The organism is Paraburkholderia sp. J76 (assembly GCF_905220295.1).
Classification (GTDB): domain Bacteria; phylum Pseudomonadota; class Gammaproteobacteria; order Burkholderiales; family Burkholderiaceae; genus Paraburkholderia.
This window is the reverse complement of record NZ_CAJMZJ010000023.1, coordinates 42,769-64,996: the sequence shown is the minus strand read 5'-3', so window position 1 is coordinate 64,996 and position 22,228 is coordinate 42,769. Positions and strand designations below refer to the sequence as shown.

Below are 22,228 nucleotides of genomic sequence, written 5' to 3'. Positions count from 1 at the left end.
ATGAAGCGCTGTTTCGGCGGATTCGCGGCCTGTGAAAGAGCGTACATGCGCAGACGCTGCGCGTAGTGATGGGCGGATGCGCAATTGCGGTAAATCGCCTCGGACAATATCGACGCGGGCGTGGGGCTTACACGTGAAGGCTGGCAAGGCAGCCGCACGCCATCATGGGCACCTGCGGGCGCCCGGTTGCTGGGATAGCCACGATAATGGCGTTTATCACGGCGGCCCGCTTTTTAAGCGCGCCAGAAACGGTTTTCTGGCGTCAGGCCTGTGCGTAATCTATTCTGGAATTCCCGCCCTGCGCCCCGCGCGGCCGGCTTTGCCGACCGCCCCGCGCCGCGCAGGCGCCTGCCCGTTTGCTGCCCGCTTGCCGCTCTTTCGCAGCCTGCTTGCCGCCCGTCCGCTACCGGAGGCCCCATGTCCCGCCCCGCTGCCGTCACCCCCGACGCGATCCGCGCGGCCGTGCTCGCGATGCTCGCCGAGGCCGGCGACCCGGCACCCGCCTCCGACACCCGCTTCCGCAGGATCGTCTCGGTGAGAAAGCTCCGGGCACGCCTGGGTGCCGGCGACCCTGCCACGCTCTCGCGGCACCTCAACGCCATCGAGGCGGAAATCGTGCAGGCGGGCCTCGCCGGGTTCGCCGTGCCCGGCGTGCCGCCTGAAATCGCCGAACAGATGCGCGCGCTGTGGGAAGCGGCGGTGGCCACGCAGCTCGGCGGCATCGTGCGGCTGCGCCGCGAGACGGAAGCGATGGTGGAAGCCGCCACCGAGGCGCAGCGCAACGCCGGACTGAAGGTCGAGCTGCTGCGGTTCGAACTCGCCGACGTGCGGAGCCAGCTCGGTGCGCGCGACGGGGAACTGGCCGTGGCCCGCGCCAGCTTCGAGGCGGCCACGCAGCGCGCGAGTGCCCTCGAGGACACGGCGGGAAAACTGCGCGCGCAGCTGGAGGGTGTCGAGGCGGCGGCAACCGATGCCGCCCGCAAACACGCCGGTGAACTCGCCACCGAACGCGTCCGCTACGACGGTCTCGCGAAACAGCTGCTGCGCGAAACCGCCCACCAGCGCGAGACGTTCCAGACGGAGCGGCAGCGCCTCGAGGCGGAACTCGTCCGCGCGGGCGAGCGCCTCACTGCGCTCGAGTCGCTGCGCGAGCGCCTGCTCGCGGACCTGTCACAGGAACGCGACGCCCGGCAGCACGCCGCCGCGGAAGCCGCGGCGCTGGCCACGCTGGTGGACCAGCAGCGCCAGACGCTGGCGCGCATCGGCGCCGGTTCAGTCAACGGACGGGGCAAGGCGGCGGATACGCGGCCAGCCGCCCATCGCATGGCCCGAACGACAAAGGCGGCCGCCGGCCGGTCCACGGGGAAAGCGCGATGACTCCGGTGACGCCATCGCGCTGGCTCGAAACCGGCTGCCGGCCACCGCAGCACCTGCCGGATACCACCGACGCGGCGCTCGCCTACGTCGCCCACGCGCTCGGCCACCCGGTCTACCTGCGCTGGACACTCACGGCGCTCAAGCGCGGCTGCCCGTCGCTGGCCGATGCGAAGCGCGAACACCCGGCCGTGTTCGCGCTGCTGCTCGACCACGACACCGCCATTGAGTACTGGGATCACGGGCGCCTGCGCGTGGTGCCGGAGGCCTCGGCGCCGTCCGCCGCCACCGTGCTCGAACGCGCCCTGCGGCAGCACCGGCGGCGCTTCCGCTTCATGGCGGCAGGCCCTGTGCCGGACACCGCCGTCACGGTTCAGCAGGCCATTACGGATGACGCTGCCCTGCTGCCCGCTGCCATCGATCCGGTGTGGCTCGCACGCGCCGGGCGCTTCGCGAATGCGGCGGCGCTGACCAACACCCTCGGGGTGGCCGATGACGCGCAGGCGGTGCGCCTCTTCCTGCGCGAGCGGGCCTCGCACTCGCCGCACACCCTGCGCGCCTACGTGACGGAACTGCGGCGGCTCGCGGTCTGGTGCCAGCGCGAGCACCTGGGGCCGCTCTCGGATCTCACCCGCCAGGACCTGATGGCGTACCGTGACGCCATCCAGGCGCCACAGCATCACGGGGATGGCAAGACCCGGCGCGCGGCGCCGGCAAGCACCTCCCGCGCGCTCGCCGTGGTTTCGAGCCTCTTCGCCTGGTGGCACCGCACGGGCTATCTGGGCGTCAATCCGGCGGAAGGACTCGCGGCCGGGCGGCGCGCCCGCATGACGTGGACGCCGGTGCGGTTCCTGCCCGCGGCGGCCCTGGCGCACTGCGATGCGGTCGCCGCCGGTGACGCGCCGGAAGACGTTCCGGCAACGGTCTGGGCCAGGCGCAGGGCCATCTGGGCGCTGTACCGCTTTGCGGGTATCCGGCTCGCCGAACTGGTGTGGCACGAGGCACTCGCGCTACCGCGCATCGAGCTCGATGAGGCCCGGCAGTGGACCCTGCACGTCACCGGCAAAGGCGGCAAACTCCGCGCGATTCCGCTGCCCTCAGGCTGCCTGCCGGTGCTGCGTGCCTACCGTCAGGCGCGGGGGCTGCCCAGCGACCCGCCGCCCGGCGAACAGTTACCGCTCATCCACAGCGAACGTGGCCGCGCGCTGGGTGCGAGCGGCCTCTACGACGAGGTGCGGGCGGTGTTTGCACTCGCTGCGGCGCGGCTGCCGCCAGAAGAGCGCGCGATGCGCGCGGCGCTCGAAGCCGCCTCCACACACTGGCTGCGCCACGGCTACGCGCGCACGCTGGTGGTCGATCACCGTGTGCCCCTGCCGGTGGCGCAGGCGCTGCTCGGCCACGCCTCGGTGCAGACGACGGCGGCCTATGCGAGGACCGACACCACGCAGCTGCGTGCGTTTGTGGAGGGGAGTTTTCCGTGAAGTAACTAGCCCTCTTTGAGAAGACAGGAAAACATGCGCATCACAACTCGAACGGACCTCTGTCGTTGACCGACTTTCCAACTTGCCCTCTTCGCTGCTCATCGGCGATTGCGGACGTTGGTACGTCGATGCTGGAATGCAGGGCTCGCTGAAGCGGCGTGCACCCGACAGCGATTTCTGTCACGAAACTCGCCCCTAGATCACGCCAATAGGCGTGTGACATTGCAACGGCCACGGCATAAAGTGCCGCGGTCATCATTGCATGTCATTAGTCGCTCGCTTCTTGATCATTGACGTGGCAAATGTAATATTATCGGTGGCGACCTCGCCGCACATGACTATGCAATAAGAATATGACCAACACTAACACAACACCTGAGAGCGCAATTTCATCGTGGGGGGGATTTGTCTATCAGGGAAAAGTAGCTCTATTCCATGCAGTAAGGCTGATCCTGGATAAATCATTCAATGGCATTGACTTATCCGAATTCAAGTTGCAACTGGACAGCACCGATGATTTCGCCATATACATAAACAACAAAGCCGTTTCTGTGCATCAGGTTAAAGCCAAAATATCTCGCTACCGCTCGGATTTTGTGAAAGCACTAGACAAATCCAGCAAAATTTGCATCGACTGCTCTCCGGAGACAACGCGATATTTTCACATTGCGCAGCCCATAGATGACGCCTCCGATTACGAAAATTCGAAGGGTGGGTACGTCAAATTTTACACTTATGATGGCTGCACTCATTGCCCAATTGACAATATCGAAGGATTAACAAAGGATAAGATTAAAGCTTATCTTGACAAGCACAATCTAACCAATACGGACATTCTTGTTGAAAAAAAATATTGTCAACTCTCAGAGATGATTTCTGCGCATGTAATCAAAGTGCACGGAAAAATTCACAATGGAAAATCCCAAAATGCTGCAGCGTACGAGAGCACGATAGATTCCGCAACCGTCAGGGAATTTATAGAAAAAGAATACAGCGATAGAGAAGACGAGGAGTACATACTCCTGAAGCTCCGCGCAACGTTTGCCGACACCCTAGAAGCTTACATTTTCGACGAAGACAACGGATTTGACGATCTGGAGATTGAGCGCGCGCAGTTGGCATTTGATTTTTTATATACTCTAGAAAATGAAAAATTGAGGGCAGCCATCGCCTCATTCAGGCCGCATGATTCGTCAGAATCTTTACGATTCGACGATTTGCAGTATTACGCAGATATTATTATGAATATCGCATGCGAGATGATCTTTCGTGACATCCCTCACTATGGAAAGGGTCTGTCGAAGTATCTTCCAACGGCCATTCATCTCGATGGACGACACGCAAGAACATTTCAAAAACGGCTTTCCCGACAGATTTTACAAAATTCAAAACTTATCAGTCTGCTATTTGAATTCGATACGTTTATCGCGATGGGAGATATTAAAAATCTCGTCGTCAGCGAGTCTACGGAGAGAATTACTCGGCCGCCCGGCATAGCCGAGAAACATCGATTTAACATTACAAAGATGGTGGAAATGCGAATTATATCAGTAGATGTCGCACAAGAGGAATTAAAGTGATCGAGAAAATTTTATTTGAAATTGTGAAGAAGGCCGGCTTCGAGTGCATTCTTAGCGATGAGAGCTACAGCTTTTTTGTCAGCACTGGAGATACTCAGCGTTATCTGATTTTTGCCGCGCTCAGCCAACTTCCGGAAGTCGATCAGTTACATGAAATTGTGCTGAGCAAGGCTCCCCTCGAACTGAGTTCACGACCGGGGTTCAACAAGAACTGTGATCTAGTCCTGATGCATATGGTCGACCAGCTTGCGGAGTACGATCGACTGGAAAAAACTATTCTAAACTATGAAGAAGACCCATATTTTTTCAAAAAATACTTTCTCTACTACACCAAAGCAGAAGGAATTCTTCTCAAAGACAAAAATCCCGATGATCTGATTGGCGTACTTTCCGATCAAGCTCAATTTTCGGATTACAAGAACGACCCAAGGACTCCCTCACTCTATGGCGTAGCCGCTCGAATATTTATTAAAATACCTTTTCTTGAAATGCCTTGGAAAGAAAGGGAGCTTATCCCTCTATCAGTAAAGATTGATGAAGTTATCGCTGATAGACAGATGACAGAGTTGTGGGAAAAATTTCACGCCGCAACGGAAGACGATAAATTAGACGAATTTATTCAGAAAATTGTCAATGAAGAACTGGAAAATATCAAGAATTCAGATACAGGGATTTAAGGCTTTTTCGCATTCGAATTTCGAATTCGATGCAACGACTCTTATCACCCTAGAAGGGCCTAATGGATACGGGAAAACCACAATCTTTGACGCCATTGAGCTTCTACTGACCGGAAAGATTGTTCGTCTCAATCGACTTTTTGAGACGATTATGCAAAAATCAAAAACGAATTACGAGGATAACCTGTACTGGAATACCAAAAATGGCAAGAAAACGTTGTTTATAAAGGTTGAATTTGAAGATCTTGAGTCTGGCGAAAAGCACGCGTTTGCACGATTTGCGGATCCCGACTCATTGAGCATCCCGGCTAATAACCGGGCGGACAAGTTCGACATATTCCGACTTTGTAAACTGGATGAATTTGATTCTCCCGACTTCTCATCTGAAATTCCCTCGAATTATTTCGACGAGATTTTCGGGAAAAATTTTTCGAAAAACTATTCGCTAATCAATTACCTCCATCAAGGAGAAAGTTCCTTTATTTTTGGCAGTTCCACTGCAGATCGCAAAGGAGTTATCGAATCGTTAATTGATGCAAAAGATGTCATAAACAAAATTGATGTCCTCTCAAAGGCTGAAAAAGGTTTATCGACTCTGATAAACTCCAAGACGGATGCCGCGGAAATCGATCGCCTGTCCACAGTCATCAAAAATCTTTCAGCAACACGAGAAACCGGGGCGCCGATAGAGCATCGCGGATTTGCAACCAGAACACCCGCGCCTGACTGGGACGCTAAAGATCCGTTTCCAACGGCAGATTCACAGCGTTTTCTAGAGTTAAATCAAAAAATAGAAATCCTAATCTCTGCGTCGAGGCCTGAAGTACGCGATGAGATTCGACTCCGTCGTAAGAATCGCGAGATCGAGGGGTATGTTGTCGGAAACGACGCTCTTTTCGCCCTTGTGGTCTCGGTCGGCAAGCATCTCGACAAGTACGACGATCTACGCGCGAACAGCACGCGCCTAGAATTGCTGCAGCAGATATCGAACCGATTCGGAAAAAACGCGAAAGAGATCGCGGTTGACGACATCGATTTCGCAGTGTCGCGCGGAACGAACGTGGACACGGCGTTGAGATCGGCAATAATGTCGCGAGACACCTTGTCGAGCAAGGCTAAGGAACTTGATGTAGCCTTGGCCGCCGTCGTGAATGCCCGAAGAGATCTGCTCGATGCGACCGAGAAATTGCGACGCGAGCACGAATCAAGCTGTCCAATGTGCGGGCACGAGTGGAATACCAGTGAACAGCTTCTTTCGGCAATTGCGCTAACCGGATCGACCTTGAACGACAGCCTTGATGCGCTGGCGAAGCAGATGGTGGAGGTCGCTGCAACAATTGATGAACAATTAGGGCCAATCCGCATTCAGATTGCCGAGGAACAAAGGAAGCTAGCGAGCGATTTTAACCACCCCTTGCTTTTAGCGCTGGAAAACGCTAAAGAATCGTTTGAGAATATCCGCAAGCTTAATGCCCGTCTGGAAGAGTTAGGAATCGATTATGAGGCCGACTTCGCATCAGAAGCAGCTCTACTCGCGTCGAGGAAAGAAGCACTTATCGGCCGCATCCGAAATCTCAAGGGCAAAGAGGGAGACGACCCGCCCTTAAACTGGGAACCGTGTATCATCGAAGGCTTTGCAAGCTTCGATGATTTTTACTCAATCGAGTCAACGCAATTTGTTGAGAAACAAGCCTATCTTGTTTATACGTATAGGACGCGCCAAAATTCCGCGCTTCACGCCGCAAAGCAGGAGCTAAATGCTAAGAACGCACTGAAAGACGCTAGAAAAAACGCCAAATCCCGTATCAGCGCCCTAAAGTCAGTATTGGTGGAGACGGAACGAAACTACTCTGCGAATACGATTGCAGACATAGAGCTTATCTTTCATGTCTACAGCGGCAGACTCATCCAGAATTATCAACGGGGATTAGGACTATTCATCGAACGAGGAGATGGGAAAAAGCTCCAATTCTCAACAGCAGAGCAATCGGAGCATGACGCGACCCTGTCTATGAGTTCTGGACAGATTTCGGCACTGAGTCTCGCGTTCTTCCTCGCGCTCAATCGTGTTTACTCTAAGACCCCATTCGTGCTCATTGATGACCCCGCACAGTCACTCGATGATATCAATGTCGCTTCCCTGACGGATCTACTGCGGTGCGAGCTCAAAGATCGCCAGCTACTTATGTCGTCACATGAAGATGACATTGCTGCATACATGAGGTACCGGTTCGAGCGCGCCAATCTAGGACAGAAATCCTTTCATATGCAAAGTCTCGCAGATGTCCGGAACTAACGACTGAATGGCGTTGAGCGTCCCGTGGTAAGGCCTGTGTTGGTCGCGGGGCGCTCGTAAGACAGGTAAGCATTAATGATCGGACGTATCAACTTCCGCAGACCGGCTGAGCGATTTCGCCAATCCGGTGCATCGACCAGTTGAGTCCGCGGGACGCCAAAACCGTTTGCGCTTCGCGCCCTGCCGGCCTTGTTTTAAATTTTGCTTAACTCTCTGTCATGCAACATTTCAAGACGCATTGACGTGACCGAACGCTCAGGATTTGCTTTATCCGCCGATTCTCTCGCGGAACGCCCCTAGCAAAATCAACGACTTAACCATACCTCACAAATGAATTCGCTTTTTGATTGATTTCTGCAAAAATTGCTCACTTTCTGGCTTAACGATCCGAGCGGCTACCCAAAATCAGCCCCTTCCTACTGTTCAACATTTCATTTAAATTTGTCCGCTTTTTGCTTTAATCGACATCCCGCATCGAGTTGCCGCGATTGGCATTGCTTTTCATAGACCTGTGCCTTTTTCTGCGGAAGCTTCCAGCGTCACCGCCAGGCGGTCGCGCTCGCGGGCTGCTGCGCCAGCCCGTTCAACGCGAACATCGCCTCAGTCTGATTTGAAGTTGGAAAAACTACTGGCCTAGAATCTGACGCGGATACCGACGTCAGCGCCAACTGTGGTACCGGGCGGCAGGCCGAGACCCGCGGCGGCGGTCCCGAGTCCTTCCACGCCACCGATCGCGCTGCCACCGCTTTCCACTGAGAGGCCGGACCCCAGGCACTGACCGCTGGCCGAGCACTTGTTGTTGACAACGGCGACCTGCGCATAAAGCGCCGTACGTTTCGACAGGAAATATTGTGTGCCGGCTGCCACCGTGATCGAACGGTCGCCCGAATGCACGCGATCCTGCTGATAATAGACAGCGCCGTTGAGCTCAAGCGTCGGGAGTACGAACCAGTCGGCACCGCCGCTGTAGACATTGACACTGGTGTCGGTCGAGTTGGTCAGCGCCGGATTGACCGAAACTGGTACGCTGTTCGCCTTGAAATTCGTAAACGCGCCCTTGACGATCACGCTGCCGAACTTGTAGCTGGCACCCGCAGTATACGCACGCACATTAGCCGGATAAAGTCCGCCGATCGCGGCGAGACCCGTGTCACTTGCATTGTTGACGCTGATATAGGACGCGGCCGCGAGGAACGTGCCGTTGGTGTACTTCGCGCTCAACGACCACGATCGACCATTCTGGAAATCTCCCGCGACACCGCCCAAACCAAACAAGCCTGCGAACTCGAATCCGCCGATGTCCGGGGAGGTGTAGCTGAGCGCATTGGGCATGAAGGTCGCTGCGATCAGGCTGTTGTCGATAGTCGTCGTGAGCATGCTGCCGAACTGGCTCACGCTACGCGGGTCGAGATCGTCAATGGTTAGAAAAAACGGCGAAAGTTGCAGACCCGCCTTCAGCGTGCCGTACTGGCTTGACAGCCCCACTTCGGCAGTACGATTGAAAAGCCCGTTGTTGGCTGGCGGGTTATCGAATCCGCCGTTGGCGAGGCTGATACCGCTTTCGAGTTTGAAGATCGCCTTGAGGCCGCCGCCCAGATCCTCCGAGCCCTTCAGGCCGAATAGCGACGGAGAATAGCCTCCATTGGTCAGCGCGAATTGCCGACCGGTACCGGTTTCCGTGCCGTTAAAGCCCGGCGTCGAATGACTCAGATACATCACGCCAGCGTCCATGATGCCGTACAGCGTCACATTGTTATCGGCATACGCAGCGTTGGCCAACCAGAGTCCGGCAGCCAGCAAGCTGATTTTTACTACAACTTTGCACTCCAAACCTTTCTTCACTCTTTTGTCTCCGTTGTTGGATCGCCAAATCTTCCAGATTTCTAGTTTTCACACTTCAACTGCATCAGCCTGACGCGTGCGTTCCCGACTTGTGAGGGTATAAGCGATCACATTGACGGGCACCGCCGCTAACAGAAATGGAACTGCAAAGAGGTAGTACAGATTCGAAGCCTGCCAGCCCCTGTCCATCAGAATGCCGACGAGCACAGGCGCGACCATTGCGCCCAGTCGCCCCATACCGACGGCCCAGCCCACACCCGTTGTGCGTGCCTTCGGCGAGTAGAGAAGCGGCGTCAGTGCGTAGAGGCCGCCCACGCATGCCGAAATCGCTGCGCCCAGCACGATCGAAGCAGGCATGGCGTACTGCAGTCGTGAACCGTTCGCTCCGAAGAACACGAGCACCATGGCGCTAGCCACCAGAAATGCGCTGAGCAGGTTCCTGAGTTTCACGTGGCCAGACACCAGGCTGAACAGCGTGCAGCCGATAATGCCCCCGACGTTCAGCAGCACGCCACCCGTTACGCCCTGCGCCGCGGACATGCCCGCCTGCACGAGAAGCTTCGGCGTCCAGCTCATGACGAAATAGAATCCGGCCATTACAAGTACAAACGCCATCCAGATAAGGATGGTGCGTAAAATCATGACCGGCGACGTCGCTCCACGACCGCTCGTCGGTGCGAGCGTCGCCTCTGCTGTGTAGTCCGCGACCGGCAGTTGCTCGACCGTTTCCCACTTCATGCGCTTCAGGATGGCGTTCACTTTGCCGAGCGCGCCCTTGGGGCGCCTTGCGATCAGGAAATCCAGCGATTCCGGAAGCCCGTAGAGCGCAACGGGGATGATCAGTAACGTGCAGACCCCGCCGAAAAGAAATGCGCTTCGCCAGCTGTAATAGCTCAGCAGCACACCCGTTATTGCGCCGCCGATTGTCGCCCCGAGCGTATAGCCGGTCGATTGCATGCTGATTGCGCCACTTCTCCATTTGTTCGACGCGTACTCGGCGGCGATAACGGAGATGCTTGCGAGCATGCCGCCGATCCCAAGGCCCGTGACTACGCGCAACACCACCAGCTCATCCAGCGTTTGAGCGAACGCCGACGCGACCATCCCGCCCGCGATGGCGAAAAGGCAAAGCAGCACGAGCAGGCGTCGACCGATGCGGTCGGCGAAGGGGGCGATGAAAAGGCCGCCGGCTGCCATGCCAAACAGCCCTGCACCAAGCAATGCGCCCAGTTGCTTGCCGTTCAGATGCCAGTCGGCTGCAAGATGCGGCGCAGAAAACGCAACCGCGAGAACATCAAAGCCGTCCAGCATGTTCAGAACAATGCAGACGACCACCACCAATTTCTGAAACGCGCTCATCGGGCTTTCATCAATAGCCGATTTGAGATCCAGTTTCATTGTCTTCCTCCAGTATTGGCTGCACGCGTCAATTCCACCTGCGCCGCACAGATTGCAGCGCACAGCCGGGATGTCTTTCCAGCACGGGACAGCCATCGGAATGCCTGCAATTTCCGGGCAGCATCCCCTCACGAGGTCATGCTGCAGCCACGTTTCTTTTTGAACGCTGTATCTGCAACATTCATTTGTAAATATTTCGGTATACTTATTATCTGGAGTAGTCTCCTTGATAAAGAGCCATAGATTCTTTTTCAGCTTGCGTCGAAGATCCAGGGTTCGAGCGCGCGCCGGGAGTCTTCGTATTGGCGGATGTTGGCCTCCCGCTCCAGCGTCAAGGCGATGTCGTCGAGTCCGTTGAGCAGACAGTGCCTGCGGAACGGATCGACCTCGAAGCGCAGGGTTCGGCCGCCCAGCGTCGTGATAATCTGGCTATGGAGATCCACGCTGAGGCGGAAACCCGGGGTGGCTTCAACGTCCTCGAACAGGCGCTGCACTTCCGCATCCGGCAACACGATCGGCAACATGCCGTTCTTGAAGCAGTTGCCGTAGAAGATGTCGGCAAAACCTGGCGCAATCAGCACGCGGATACCGTAGTCGTGCAACGCCCAAGGCGCGTGCTCGCGGCTGGAGCCACAGCCGAAGTTGGCGCGCGTCAGCAGGATCGAGGCTCCCTGATAGCGTGCTTCGTTCAAGGCGAAATCCGGGTTGCGAGGCCGCACGGAGCAGTCCTGTCCCGGCTCGCCGCGATCGAGATAACGCCACTCGTCGAACAGGTTCTCGCCGAAGCCGGTGCGCTGGATCGACTTCATGAACTGCTTCGGGATGATCGCGTCGGTATCGACATTGGCCCGGTCAACCGGCACAACGAGGCCATCCAGTGTCGTGAAGGGCTGCATCAGTGCGCCTCCAGTTGAATGTCGGTGAACTGACCGGCAATTGCTGCTGCAGCGGCCATGGCAGGACTGACGAGATGGGTTCGGCCACCCGCGCCTTGTCTGCCTTCGAAGTTGCGGTTCGAGGTCGATGCGCAACGCTCGCCTGCCGACAGCCGGTCGTCGTTCATGCCAAGGCACATCGAGCAGCCGGGTTCGCGCCACTCAAAACCCGCATCGATAAATACGCGGTCGAGCCCTTCGGCTTCAGCCTGCGCCTTCACGAGTCCGGAGCCTGGCACGGCTAGCGCCAGCTTGATCGTCGGCGCAATGTGCTTTCCCTTGAGCACAGCCGCTGCCGCGCGCAGGTCCTCGATACGGGCGTTCGTGCACGAGCCGATGAATACCTTGTCAGGCCGGATCGCCTCGATGGCGGTACCGGGCTCCAGCCCCATGTAGGCAAGCGCGGTCTGCATGCCAGCGCGCTTCACGGGATCTGGCTCAAGCGCTGGATCGGGGACTCGACCGTCGATGGGCTGCACCATCTCGGGCGACGTGCCCCAGGTCACCATGGGCTTCACGGTGTCCGCATCGATCTCGATGGTGCGGGCGAAGTGCGCGTCGTCGTCGCTGACCAACGTTTGCCAATACGCGACCGCCTGATCCCATTGCTCGTCACGCGGGGCAAAGGGTCGCCCTTTGACGTAGTCGATTGTCTTTTGGTCCACGCCGATCAGACCGACACGTGCGCCAGCCTCGATCGCCATGTTGCACAACGTCATCCGCCCTTCCATCGACAGCGCCCTGATGGTGCTGCCGCCAAACTCGATGGCATAGCCCGTGCCGCCGGAAGTGCCGATCAGGCCAATGATGTGCAGGATCAGGTCTTTCGCCGTGACGCCCGATGGCAATTCACCCTCGACACGCACCAGCATCGGTGTCATCCGGCCCACCGGGAGGCACTGGGTGGCCAGCACATGCTCGACTTCCGACGTGCCGACGCCGAATGCCAGCGCACCGAATGCACCGTGCGTGCTCGTATGCGAATCGCCCGCGACCACCGTCATGCCGGGCAGCGTGGCGCCCTGCTCCGGGCCGATCACGTGAATGATGCCCTGACGCCGATCCTTGAGCCCGAACTCGGTAATACCGAACTCTTCGCAGTTGCGACTCAACTGTTCCACCTGAATGCGCGACAGCGGATCTGCGATCCCCAGTGCTCGCCCGGTCGTCGGCACATTGTGATCCGCGGTGGCCAGCACTGTCTTCGCGCGCCATGGCTTGCGTCCGCTCAGCCGCAGGCCTTCGAAGGCTTGCGGGCTCGTCACTTCATACACGAGGTGACGATCAACATACAGCAGCGCGCGCCCGTCTTCTCCTTCGTGCACGACATGCCGACGCCACAGTTTTTCGACCAGAGTCAGTCCCATCATGCACTCCTCTGTCCCGTCGTGGCGGGATCGACCGTGCCGACGCATGGGCCAGCAGCGCGATATGCAGCAACCTGTTCGGCGACGCCTTCGGGCGTCGGATAACGGCGCGTGGACGGTCCCGCTTTCGCGACCTGCCCGGGCACCTCGTGACCAACGATTTCCGGCAGACGCCGGGAGAGCGCAATCAGGGCATCGAGATCGACACCCGTGTCGTAGCCCATGGCCTCGAACATGTGAACCAGGTCTTCGGTACAGACGTTGCCGCTGGCCCCCGGAGCGAACGGACAGCCGCCGAGGCCGCCGAGCGACGCGTCGAAGCGATCCACTCCGGCTTCCAGCGCGGCCACGGCGTTTGCCAGTCCCATCGAACGCGTGTCGTGGAAGTGGAGCGTGAGCGTCATCTCAGGCCAGGCGTTTTTGACTTCGCGGCATACGCGCTCCACTTGCGCCGGGTTGGCCATTCCGGTCGTGTCGCACAGTGTCACGCGCTGCACGCCGATGAGCGCGAAGCGCTCAATCAGGTCCAGGACCACTGCGTCGGGAACGTCGCCTTCAAACGGGCAGCCAAATGCCGTCGAAAGCGACACGTTGATGTGTGCGCGGCCCGCCGCGATTGCGACGATATCTGCGAACTGTGCCAGCGAGTGCGCAGGCGTCATCCGCAGGTTCGCGAGGTTGTGCGTCGCGCTGGCAGACATCACCAGATTCAGCTCATCGACATAGCTGGCGAGCGCGCGTTCGGCACCGCGCACGTTGGGGACCAGTGCGGCGTACTGCACGCCGGGTGCGCGTTCGATCTGTTGCATCACCGTCTCGGCATCAGCGAGCGCGGGGATGGCTTTGGGCGACGTAAACGACGTCACCTCGATCTTCGCGAGACCCGTTCGGCTCAGTGCGTTGATCAGCCCGACTTTCTGATCGGTCGGCACGAAACACGACTCGATCTGGAAGCCGTCGCGTACTGACACTTCCTGGATATATAACCGTTGGCGTTCGATACTTTTCATCGATGCCTCCTCAGACTACGCCATCAGCACGCAGGCGCGCGAACTCATCGGCTCCGATGCCCAGCGACGCCAGCACTTCTTCGGTGTGCGAACCGAGCGCGGGTCCAACCCATTTCGTGCGCCCTGGCGTTTCGCTCAGTTTGGGCACGATACCCGGCAGGTCGATCGGCTCGCCGTCCGGCAACGTCTCGCGCTGGATCATGCCGCGCGCTTCGTAGTGCGGATCTTTGGCGATGTCGGACGCGGTATAAACACGACCGCTGGGCACTTCGGCGGCTTCGAGAACCTGCAGCGCTTGCGCGAGAGGACGCTGGGTGGTCCACTCCGAAATCGCTTGATCGAGCCTGTCGTTGTGCTTGACGCGGCCATCGTTGCGGGCCAGTTCGGGGTCCTCTGCGAGATCGTCACGACCGATCGCGTGCATCAGCCGTTTGAAAATGGCATCGCCGTTGCCCGCGATCACGACGTAGTGACCATCGCCGCACAGGTAGGTATTCGACGGCGAAATGCCCGGCAGGCTTGCGCCCGAGCGCCCGCGCTCGAAGCCGAATTCGGCGTACTCGGGGATCAGGCTTTCCATCACCGCAAATACCGACTCATACAGCGCGACGTCGATGAACTGCCCCTTGCCGTTATGGCTCTTCAGGTGATGCATGGCCACCAGCGCGCCGATGGTGCCGTACAGCGACGCCAGCGTGTCGCCCAGACTGACGCCCACCCGCACGGGCGGACGGTCGGGAAACCCGGTGACGTGGCGCAGACCGCCCATGCATTCGGCGATCGCGGCAAAGCCGGGGCGCTGGCTGTACGGACCCGACTGCCCATAGCCGGAAATGCGCACCATGATCAGCTTCGGATTCAGCGCCGAAAGTTGCTCCCATCCCAGGCCCCACTTTTCGAGTGTGCCGGGGCGGAAGTTTTCAATGACGATATCGACTTCCGCAGCAAGCTTGCGCACGATCCCACGCGCCTCTTCGCGCTTGAGATCGAGCGTGACCGACTTCTTGTTGCGGCTCTGCGTGTACCACCACAACGAGGTGTCGTTGTGCAGCTTGCGCCACTTGCGCAGCGGATCACCGTCCTTCGGCGGCTCGATCTTGATCACCTCGGCACCGAACTGCGCAAGCAGCGCACTGGCGTAAGGTCCAGCGATCAGCGAGCCGAGTTCGAGCACCTTGACGCCGGCAAGCGGCATCACATCCGCCTGGGGCTCGCTCGCTCTGGAAGTCTCGCTCTTCATGACCGCGCCATCCGCACCGTCAGGTCGCCCAGTTGCGACACGCGGGCATGAATCACGTCGCCAGGCTTCACGGGGCCGACGCCCGCCGGCGTTCCGGTCATGATCACGTCGCCCGGTTGCAGCGTGTACATCGCCGATGCATATTCGATCAGGTGCTGGACGTTGTAGATCAGGTACTTCGTATTGGAGTTCTGGCGCGGCTCGCCGTTGACCGTAAGGTCGAGATCGAGCGCGTTCGGGTCCGCGATCTCGTCGGCGGTCGTGATCCACGGTCCGATGACCGCGAACGTGTCGGCCGACTTGCGGAATCCCGCGAACTCGGGACCGCGAACCGTCATGTCCAGCGCAACGCAGTAGCCGAAGACGTATTCGAGCGCGTGCTCGCGCGGCACCCGCTTCGCCTGCTTGCCGATGATCACGCCCAGTTCGACCTCGTGGTCGGTGCGGCGCTCCGGAAACGGAAACTCGACGATGCCGTCCGGACCGTTCAGCGCGGTCGGCGCCTTGATAAAGAGGCCAAACTGCTCGAGCGTCGTGAACGTCTTGCCGTTGGCGATCTCCTGATCGGCATTCGCCTCGTCGATGTGATCGCGGTAGTTGATCGGCGCACCGATGATCTTGCCCGGGTTCGCGACGGGCGCGAGAAGCGTCACCTCCGACAAGGCGAAGGTGGTCGCACGGGCGAGGAACGGCTCGATCTGCACCTGGACGCGCGGAAAATTCCCGATGATCCAGTCGTAAGGCGGGTACGGCCAGCCGGGCTCGCCGAGCGACTTGAACAGGGGCGTGATGTCGTAGACCGTATCGCCGCGGATGACTCCGATACGGTTATTGTTAAAGCGGCAAATCTTCATGGCTTGAATCCTGCGTCGAGAGAGGGTCAACCGCGCTTTTCGCGGTAAAGGCCGAGTTTTTCGTAGACCGGGCGATCGGAGTACGCGAACAGCACTGCGTCGCTGCTCGCGTCGGCACGCATGCGCCAACGGCTCCAGCCCGGCACCACGAAAACGTCGTTGTCCGAGATATCGAAACGGCCGACGCCATCAATCTCGACCGAAGGCGAACCTTCGACGCCGACGAGCACAGTGCCCTCCACCGACTGGAAGTATTCGGTGGTATAGCCACGCGGGATGAGTCGCATGGAGGCGGCAATCGTCGGCATGGCCCATCCACCAGTCAGCGGATTCGCGTAGCGAACGTTGACGCCGTGGCAGGGGTCAATGTCCGAATAGCGTGCCAGCCGGTCGAGGACCTCTCGGGTACGGGCATACGGGTAATTGAAGATCGGCGACGTCGTCCCCGCATGCTTGTTCTCCAGCGGCAGCAGCGCATCGGCGTACCGCGTGTACACCTGGTCGGATTCGCCGCTGCGCGGAAACTGCGTGGAAGCGTCATACTCTTCGCGAAATCCCGCGCGCAGGAAAGTCACGAGCGGCACATCCAGCCCGTCGAGCCACATGACGGGACCGTTGCCGTCATTGCCGTGGTCGTGCCACGTCCACGCAGGCGTGACGATGAAATCGCCTCGAACCATCTCGGTGCGCACGCCGTCGACAGACGTGTAGCCGCCGACGCCTTCGAGCACGAAACGCAGTGCGGATTGCGTATGACGATGCGCGCGGGCGATTTCGCCGGGAAGAATCAGTTGCAGGCCCGCATAGATCGTATCGGTGGCATTCGGCAAACCGCCCAGGCCCGGATTCTCCAGCATCAGGACGCGTCGTTCCGCTTCTTCGGCGCTCACGACGCTGCCCGATTCGATCAGCCTGTCGCGCATCGCTTCCCATCGCCAGGTATGAGGCATGGCCTTTGGGCGCGGCTCGTTCGGAACGAGTCCTTTCAACACATCCCACAGCGGGGCGACGTTGAGCGCCGCCAGTCGTTCGCGATATGCGCGGGAAGTGTCATCAGGATAACTACTCAATTTGTCTTCTGGTCGTGCGCTCATGACGTATTCCTTGTCCGTGGCAAATGAAACAGCAAACGTGCGACTGTCAGCCCTTGATCAGGCATGGGTCGCCCTTCCAGACCCAGTCGAGGCATTGGTAATAGTCGTCTTCACTGCGTCCTTCCAGCTCTGCGTCCCGCACCTCGCGGGCGATGCCTTCTGCGTGATAAACCTCCCAGAGTTCGCGCGAGCCAAGCTGGATGCGCGCGCTGCGAACCAGACGGCGTCGCTGATATTCCTTGAACGCGCCTTCATAGGCGTAATCCATGTTCTGCAGCAGGTCCGCAAGGCAGACTGCGTCCTCGATTGCCATGCCAGCGCCCTGCGCAAGCGACTGCAGTGTCGGATGCACGGCGTCGCCCAGGAGCGCGACTTGTCCACGGCTCCATGTGCGGATCGGATCACGATCGGCCAGCACCCAGCGGCGCTCCAGATTCATCATCGAGAGCAGCTTCTTCAATGCAGGGTGCGCGTTCGCATAGACGTGTTTGACGTCTTCCTCGTGGGTGACGCGCATATCGCCGTGACCCGGAGCCGGATCCTTGAACACAGCGACAATGTTGAAGATCGTCCCGTGGCGAAGCGGATAGTGAACGACGTGATAGCCGGGGCCCGCCCATAGCACCACGTCCTGCTGGTGAGGCAGATGGGCAGGAACATCTTTCATGTCGATGATGGTGCGGTGCGCGACGTAGCCGACCGACCGCGCCGGCGTTTCACCGGCAACGTAATTGCGTACCCGACTCTTGATGCCATCAGCACCGATCAGCGCAGCGCCGTCGAAAATTCGTCCGTCCTCGCAGGTGACGCGTACGCCCTCGCTGCCACGGTCTTCGAAACCTGCTGCGGTAGCGTTGACCGTGAGTTCCACACCCGGCGTGCGACGGCAGGCGTCGAGCAGGATGTTGTGGATGTCGGCCCGGTGGATGACGATGTAGGGATTCGTATAGCGCTGGTAGAACTTGCTGGACCTAAGGGGAACCCGGGCGAGCGTCTCGCCGCTGTCCGCGTCCGGCATCACGAGTGACACGGGGCAATCCGCGGTGGCCTTCACGGTCTCCGAGATTCCCAGGCGGTCAAATGCCTTGAATACGTTCGGTCCAAGCTGGATACCATAGCCGATCGGGGAGATCTGGGATGCCTGCTCAAGGACATGCACCCGGCGTCCGTTCCGGCCCAGTGCCAGCGCGAGGCTGAGGCCGCCCAGGCCGCCACCGACCACGACGAGGGGAAGGTTTGCGTTTCCCACGCTTGTCTCCTGTGTCTTTGCAATTGGTTGGGGTCAGGCGCACGGCCATGTCCCGTTGGCGCTATAGTCGATTTCCAGGCATTATTCGTCAATCAGGCAACTTCAATAGTCGCAATCGAAAAAATGGATTTTGGTAATCTGGATCTGAATTTGCTGGTGGTGTTCGACGCGATGATCCGGCACCGCAATGTGACAGTCGCCGGGCGCGAACTCGGGCTTAGCCAACCGGCGATGAGCTACGCCCTGCTGAAGATGCGTACGGCCTTTGAAGACCCGTTGTTCGTGCGCGTCAAATCGGGCATGCAGCCGACACCACGCGCGTTGGCGATGGTGGAAACGGTGCGCGACGTCCTCCAGCGCATCCAGTCCGGCCTGCTCAGCCCTGCGATTTTCGACCCCGCGAATTCGAACCGGGAATTCCGCATCGCCATGAGCGACGTCGGGGAAAGTTTTTTTACGCCGCCGTTGATGCGGACCCTCCGCGGCCACGGGCAACAACTACAGCTTCGGGTACTTTCCTTGACGCCGTCGGCCCTGGAGCAGCAACTGGAGTCCGGCGATGTTGACCTGGCTATCGGACACTATCCCGATCTGGTCGGCGCCGATTTTTACCAGCAGGCACTCTTCACGAGTCACTTCGTTGCGATCGCGGCAAAGGACAATCCCCATGTGAAGGGAAAATTGACGATGACCCGGTTTCTGCAGGCTCCGCATGCCGACGTGGAGACGCCGGGTCGAAGTCAGGAAATCATTTTGCGGCATATGGCCGAAAAGAAAATCGTACGAAACGTGCCGCTTGAAGTGTCGCGATTCCTTAGTCTGCTCGAAATCGTCTCGCAATCGGATTTCATCGCAATCGTGCCGCGTGAGACAGGCGAGTTATTCCGGAACGCTCGCGGCGTCGCCGTGCACGCGCTGCCGTTTGATTCCCCCACATTCCGCCTTCGGCAACACTGGCACAAGCGGTTCCACGACGATGCGGCAGTCCGTTGGCTGCGTGCTCTAATATACGAATTGTTCAAGGAACCCGACAGTCCTCGGGACTTGTCCCGCTCTTGAACTCTTCGTAAGGCCTGGTGCCCGAAGTCGTGAAAGAACCATCCAGCCGAGGCTTCCTAAACCGCTGGCGTGGGAAAATTCTCGCGGTCGTCCAGCGCAAGCCATGCGGCCCGTCGTCGACGAAAAGAACCAGTGCAACCGGGCCCCTCTGCTGCTGGCAGCAACAGGTATAATCATAAGGAATCCTGTTTATTAATGAACTCAATGCCACGCCAGTCCGCATAACGACCGTCTGCGTGGTGAAGACCGGTAAACGATGCCGGCAGGTTTGAGTCAGATCGTAAGAAGCGCAACGCGTATGCGGGCGGCAACCGCTGTGGCGGTCACGCGTTGTCGGCGGGCGGCGTGCCCAGGACGACGCGTCAACGCGCGAACCGCCCTTCACCGCCGCTCCCTTACAATGGCGCTTTGCATGACGAATCAAATGGGCCGGTATTTTATGTCACATGATGATCTTCCCCCACTCGAAATCCGTAAGACAAGGACGGGCCTATGCCGCCGAAACCCCGAAAAGTAACGGAAAAGGTGACGAGAGCCGACCTGGAGGAGCTTTCCGAGTTCCGGTATCGTCTTCGACGATTTTTGCGGGTGTCCGAGGAAATCGCGCACGCGGAAGGTGTGACGCCGCTGCAGTACATGCTGATGCTGCACACGCGTGCCTTTCCCGACCGCGACTGGGCCACCGTGGGCGAGATCGCGGAGCGCCTTCAGGCGTCGTCGCATGGCACCGTGGCACTCGTCACACGGTGCGAGGCGGCCGGACTTGTCATCCGTGTGCCGAGCGCCCACGACCGCCGCGAGGTGCAGGTACACCTCACACAGGAAGGCGAACGCTGCCTGCTAAGACTCGCCGCGCTACACAAGTCGGAGGTGCAGTCCTTCGGCTGGGCATTCAGGGAGGAGAGCAAATAGCGCGATCCATCGCCGCCCCGCTCGATCGCATGCACCCGGGCGGCCTCCCGGTTTGTCCGTTTAAGTTTCGCTTAAGTTTGCCCGGATAAATTTGCCGAAATGTCATGCCGTGACCTATCATTGCAGTATGCTTTCAGCGAGCACGGTGCGTGGTCCCATGACATTGTTGTGTCCTCAGCTTGTCGGACGGAAGCGTCCGGTTGCCGCCTGTGGCAGGGGCGGCGACTCATTTCACCCAGCATCCGCTGGGTTTTTTTTTGATCGTTTATATGCGTGCAACGTCCACACCGCCACTTCCCGCTCAAGCATGAGCGCGCGTGGCGGGCGGCTATCGGCTCAAGCACGAGGGCGCGAGCGCGGTTTTCTACGCGTGTGCGGGGCTCGTCTTGTGCTGGCTCGTCATTGCGCTCAACATGAAGACGCCACCGCTGCGCAGGGCCTGACTTGCCCGCCTCCGGCGCGACATGGGGCCGGCGACGGAGCCGTCCAGAAAGTGGGTATGGAAAAAGGGAGAGGCAAATCGTGCGCATGTTTGGGCTGATCGACCGGCGGACGCTACAGCGAGCCAACCGGCTATGGCTGCACTACGGGGTATTCTGGCTCGGAGCGATCTCCGTTGGCCTCATCGCCGTGCTCTACGCGAAGCTGATCGATTTCGGCTACGGCCTGTTCCTGCGTTACGCGGCCGAGCGCTTCTGGTTGCCGCTGCTCGTCGCGCCCGCAACAGGTGCCGTCACGGTCTGGCTCACGCGGCGCTTCTTCGACGGTTCGGAAGGCAGCGGCATCCCGCAGGTCATCGCCGTGCTTCACGGACCGGACGAACTCGGCCCCAGACTCCTTACACCGCGCATTCTCGTCGGCAAGATCTTCATCTCCTTTCTGGCCATTCTGGGAGGATTCACGATCGGTCGGGAAGGACCCACCATTCATGTCGGCGCCGCCTTGATGTTCAGCCTGAGGCGTTTCTACCCCCGGCGCTTTCTCGCGATCCGCCCGGGCGTGCTCGAACGCAGGCTCGCGCTCGCGGGTGCGGCAGCGGGCTTGTCCGCGGCATTCAATGCACCGCTCGCGGGCGTGGTGTTCGCCATCGAGGAATTGATGCGCAGCTTCGAGCAGCGCACGAGCGGCGTGCTGATCACGGCCATTATTTTTGCCGGCGTCGTCTCGCTGGGACTTCAGGGCAACTACGTGTATTTCGGCACGATCGACATCGGCTCGGGACTGCCCCAATGGCTCAGCCTCGCCGTCCTGCTGATCGGCGTGATGGCGGGCGTGCTGGGCGGCTGCTTTTGCTGGCTGCTGCTCAACACGAAGCGCTGGATGCCCAAACGGCTGCTCGAACTGCGCGGCAAGCGGCCCGTGCTGTTCGGCGCCTTCAGCGGCCTCGTCATCGCGGTCGTTGGCGTGCTCTCGCACGGCCATACGTTCGGCAGCGGCTATGCCGAGGCACGCAGCATGCTCGAGGGTACCGCGCATGTCAGCGCGGCATACCCGCTCCTGAAGATGGTGTCGATGGTGGGATCGTACCTGCCCGGCGCGCCCGGCGGCCTGTTCGCACCATCGCTTGCGATCGGTTCGGGCATCGGCAATACGGTGCACATGGTGTTTTCGCAAATGCAGCTTCCAATGCTCATCGCGCTCGGCATGGTCGGCTATCTTGCGGCGGTCACGCAAAGCCCGATCACGGCGTTCGTGATCGTCATCGAGATGATCAACGGGCACGCGCTCGTTATCTCGCTGATGGCAACGGCGCTCATCGCAAGCCGTGTCTCGCGCCTTTTCGCACCTCCTCTGTACGAAGCGCTCTCGGAGCGTTACCTGCGGCAGCCGTGAGGTAAATGCCGGCGCCGGACCGGAACG

17 protein-coding genes are annotated in these 22,228 nt (G+C 59.3%); 8 read left to right on the top strand and 9 right to left on the bottom strand.

Translation table 11 applies throughout. The annotated features are described in order from the left end of the window. Positions 1–417: 417 nt before the first annotated feature. The 5 genes from U5768_RS30435 (at position 418) to U5768_RS30415 (ending at position 7,408) form a co-directional block, all read left to right on the top strand. Positions 418–1,377 (top strand): DNA-binding protein, encoded by a 960-nt coding sequence (locus tag U5768_RS30435; protein ID WP_322034023.1) that lies wholly within the window; start codon positions 418–420, stop codon positions 1,375–1,377. Further along, positions 1,374–2,855 (top strand): tyrosine-type recombinase/integrase, encoded by a 1,482-nt coding sequence (locus U5768_RS30430; protein WP_415913997.1) that lies wholly within the window; start codon positions 1,374–1,376, stop codon positions 2,853–2,855. The genes U5768_RS30435 and U5768_RS30430 overlap by 4 nt, the downstream gene beginning before the upstream one ends. 353 nt (positions 2,856–3,208) lie before the next feature. After that, entirely contained in the window at positions 3,209–4,435 is a 1,227-nt protein-coding gene (locus tag U5768_RS30425) for an ABC-three component system protein (RefSeq protein WP_322034022.1), read from the top strand. Further along, positions 4,432–5,112 carry an ABC-three component system middle component 1 gene (locus U5768_RS30420; protein ID WP_322034021.1) on the top strand — a complete coding sequence of 227 codons (681 nt, stop codon included), beginning with the start codon at positions 4,432–4,434 and terminating at the stop codon, positions 5,110–5,112. The genes U5768_RS30425 and U5768_RS30420 overlap by 4 nt, the downstream gene beginning before the upstream one ends. Continuing rightward, positions 5,069–7,408, top strand: a complete 2,340-nt coding sequence (locus tag U5768_RS30415) for an AAA family ATPase (protein ID WP_322034020.1) — start codon at positions 5,069–5,071, stop codon at positions 7,406–7,408. Before U5768_RS30420 ends, U5768_RS30415 begins: the two co-directional genes overlap by 44 nt. Positions 7,409–8,041: 633 nt before the next feature. On the opposite strand, the gene U5768_RS30410 is transcribed toward U5768_RS30415, so the two are convergent. The 9 genes from U5768_RS30410 to U5768_RS30370 form a co-directional block, all read right to left on the bottom strand. Further along, positions 8,042–9,250 (bottom strand): porin, encoded by a 1,209-nt coding sequence (locus tag U5768_RS30410; RefSeq protein WP_322034019.1) that lies wholly within the window; start codon positions 9,248–9,250, stop codon positions 8,042–8,044. A 48-nt stretch (positions 9,251–9,298) separates the two neighbouring features. Then, positions 9,299–10,648 carry an MFS transporter gene (locus U5768_RS30405; protein WP_322034018.1) on the bottom strand — a complete coding sequence of 450 codons (1,350 nt, stop codon included), beginning with the start codon at positions 10,646–10,648 and terminating at the stop codon, positions 9,299–9,301. 251 nt (positions 10,649–10,899) lie between these two features. Next, complete coding sequence (gene leuD / locus U5768_RS30400) at positions 10,900–11,544, bottom strand: 3-isopropylmalate dehydratase small subunit (RefSeq protein WP_322034017.1); 645 nt, start codon at positions 11,542–11,544, stop codon at positions 10,900–10,902. Next, positions 11,544–12,950, bottom strand: coding sequence for a 3-isopropylmalate dehydratase large subunit (leuC, locus tag U5768_RS30395; RefSeq protein ID WP_322034027.1), 1,407 nt, complete (start codon positions 12,948–12,950; stop codon positions 11,544–11,546). The genes leuD and leuC overlap by 1 nt, the downstream gene beginning before the upstream one ends. Further along, positions 12,950–13,960, bottom strand: a complete 1,011-nt coding sequence (locus U5768_RS30390; RefSeq protein WP_322034016.1) for a hydroxymethylglutaryl-CoA lyase — start codon at positions 13,958–13,960, stop codon at positions 12,950–12,952. The genes leuC and U5768_RS30390 overlap by 1 nt, the downstream gene beginning before the upstream one ends. 10 nt (positions 13,961–13,970) lie before the next feature. Then, positions 13,971–15,200, bottom strand: coding sequence for a CaiB/BaiF CoA-transferase family protein (locus U5768_RS30385; RefSeq protein ID WP_322034015.1), 1,230 nt, complete (start codon positions 15,198–15,200; stop codon positions 13,971–13,973). Beyond that, the gene (locus tag U5768_RS30380) at positions 15,197–16,054 is read right to left on the bottom strand and encodes a fumarylacetoacetate hydrolase family protein (RefSeq protein WP_322034014.1); all 858 of its coding nucleotides are present in this window, start codon (positions 16,052–16,054) and stop codon (positions 15,197–15,199) included. Before U5768_RS30380 ends, U5768_RS30385 begins: the two co-directional genes overlap by 4 nt. 26 nt (positions 16,055–16,080) lie before the next feature. Continuing rightward, entirely contained in the window at positions 16,081–17,148 is a 1,068-nt protein-coding gene (locus U5768_RS30375; protein ID WP_322034013.1) for a cupin domain-containing protein, read from the bottom strand. Positions 17,149–17,194: 46 nt separating this feature from the next. Next, positions 17,195–18,397, bottom strand: coding sequence for an FAD-dependent monooxygenase (locus tag U5768_RS30370; protein ID WP_322034012.1), 1,203 nt, complete (start codon positions 18,395–18,397; stop codon positions 17,195–17,197). A gap of 123 nt (positions 18,398–18,520) precedes the next feature. On the opposite strand from U5768_RS30370, the gene U5768_RS30365 reads away from it, so the two are divergent. The 3 genes from U5768_RS30365 (at position 18,521) to U5768_RS30355 (ending at position 22,201) form a co-directional block, all read left to right on the top strand. Next, a complete protein-coding gene (locus U5768_RS30365) occupies positions 18,521–19,456 on the top strand; it encodes a LysR family transcriptional regulator (RefSeq protein ID WP_322034011.1) in 936 nt (311 codons plus the stop codon). Positions 19,457–19,948: 492 nt separating this feature from the next. Further along, on the top strand, positions 19,949–20,368 hold the full coding sequence (locus U5768_RS30360) for a MarR family winged helix-turn-helix transcriptional regulator (protein WP_322034010.1): 420 nt from the start codon (positions 19,949–19,951) through the stop codon (positions 20,366–20,368). A 528-nt stretch (positions 20,369–20,896) separates the two neighbouring features. Then, complete coding sequence (locus U5768_RS30355) at positions 20,897–22,201, top strand: chloride channel protein (RefSeq protein WP_415913996.1); 1,305 nt, start codon at positions 20,897–20,899, stop codon at positions 22,199–22,201. The last annotated feature ends 27 nt before the right edge of the window (positions 22,202–22,228 follow it).

What these genes read in the sequence shown, in the direction of transcription:
- U5768_RS30435 (WP_322034023.1), top strand. Translation starts at nt 418, where the DNA reads ATGTCCCGCCCCGCTGCCGTCACCCCCGACGCGATCCGCGCGGCCGTG.
- U5768_RS30430 (WP_415913997.1), top strand. Translation starts at nt 1,374, where the DNA reads ATGACTCCGGTGACGCCATCGCGCTGGCTCGAAACCGGCTGCCGGCCA.
- U5768_RS30425 (WP_322034022.1), top strand. Translation starts at nt 3,209, where the DNA reads ATGACCAACACTAACACAACACCTGAGAGCGCAATTTCATCGTGGGGG.
- U5768_RS30415 (WP_322034020.1), top strand. Translation starts at nt 5,069, where the DNA reads ATGAAGAACTGGAAAATATCAAGAATTCAGATACAGGGATTTAAGGCT.
- U5768_RS30405 (WP_322034018.1), bottom strand. Translation starts at nt 10,648, where the DNA reads ATGAAACTGGATCTCAAATCGGCTATTGATGAAAGCCCGATGAGCGCG.
- leuD (WP_322034017.1), bottom strand. Translation starts at nt 11,544, where the DNA reads ATGCAGCCCTTCACGACACTGGATGGCCTCGTTGTGCCGGTTGACCGG.
- leuC (WP_322034027.1), bottom strand. Translation starts at nt 12,950, where the DNA reads ATGGGACTGACTCTGGTCGAAAAACTGTGGCGTCGGCATGTCGTGCAC.
- U5768_RS30390 (WP_322034016.1), bottom strand. Translation starts at nt 13,960, where the DNA reads ATGAAAAGTATCGAACGCCAACGGTTATATATCCAGGAAGTGTCAGTA.
- U5768_RS30385 (WP_322034015.1), bottom strand. Translation starts at nt 15,200, where the DNA reads ATGAAGAGCGAGACTTCCAGAGCGAGCGAGCCCCAGGCGGATGTGATG.
- U5768_RS30380 (WP_322034014.1), bottom strand. Translation starts at nt 16,054, where the DNA reads ATGAAGATTTGCCGCTTTAACAATAACCGTATCGGAGTCATCCGCGGC.
- U5768_RS30375 (WP_322034013.1), bottom strand. Translation starts at nt 17,148, where the DNA reads ATGAGCGCACGACCAGAAGACAAATTGAGTAGTTATCCTGATGACACT.
- U5768_RS30365 (WP_322034011.1), top strand. Translation starts at nt 18,521, where the DNA reads ATGGATTTTGGTAATCTGGATCTGAATTTGCTGGTGGTGTTCGACGCG.
- U5768_RS30360 (WP_322034010.1), top strand. Translation starts at nt 19,949, where the DNA reads ATGCCGCCGAAACCCCGAAAAGTAACGGAAAAGGTGACGAGAGCCGAC.
- U5768_RS30355 (WP_415913996.1), top strand. Translation starts at nt 20,897, where the DNA reads ATGTTTGGGCTGATCGACCGGCGGACGCTACAGCGAGCCAACCGGCTA.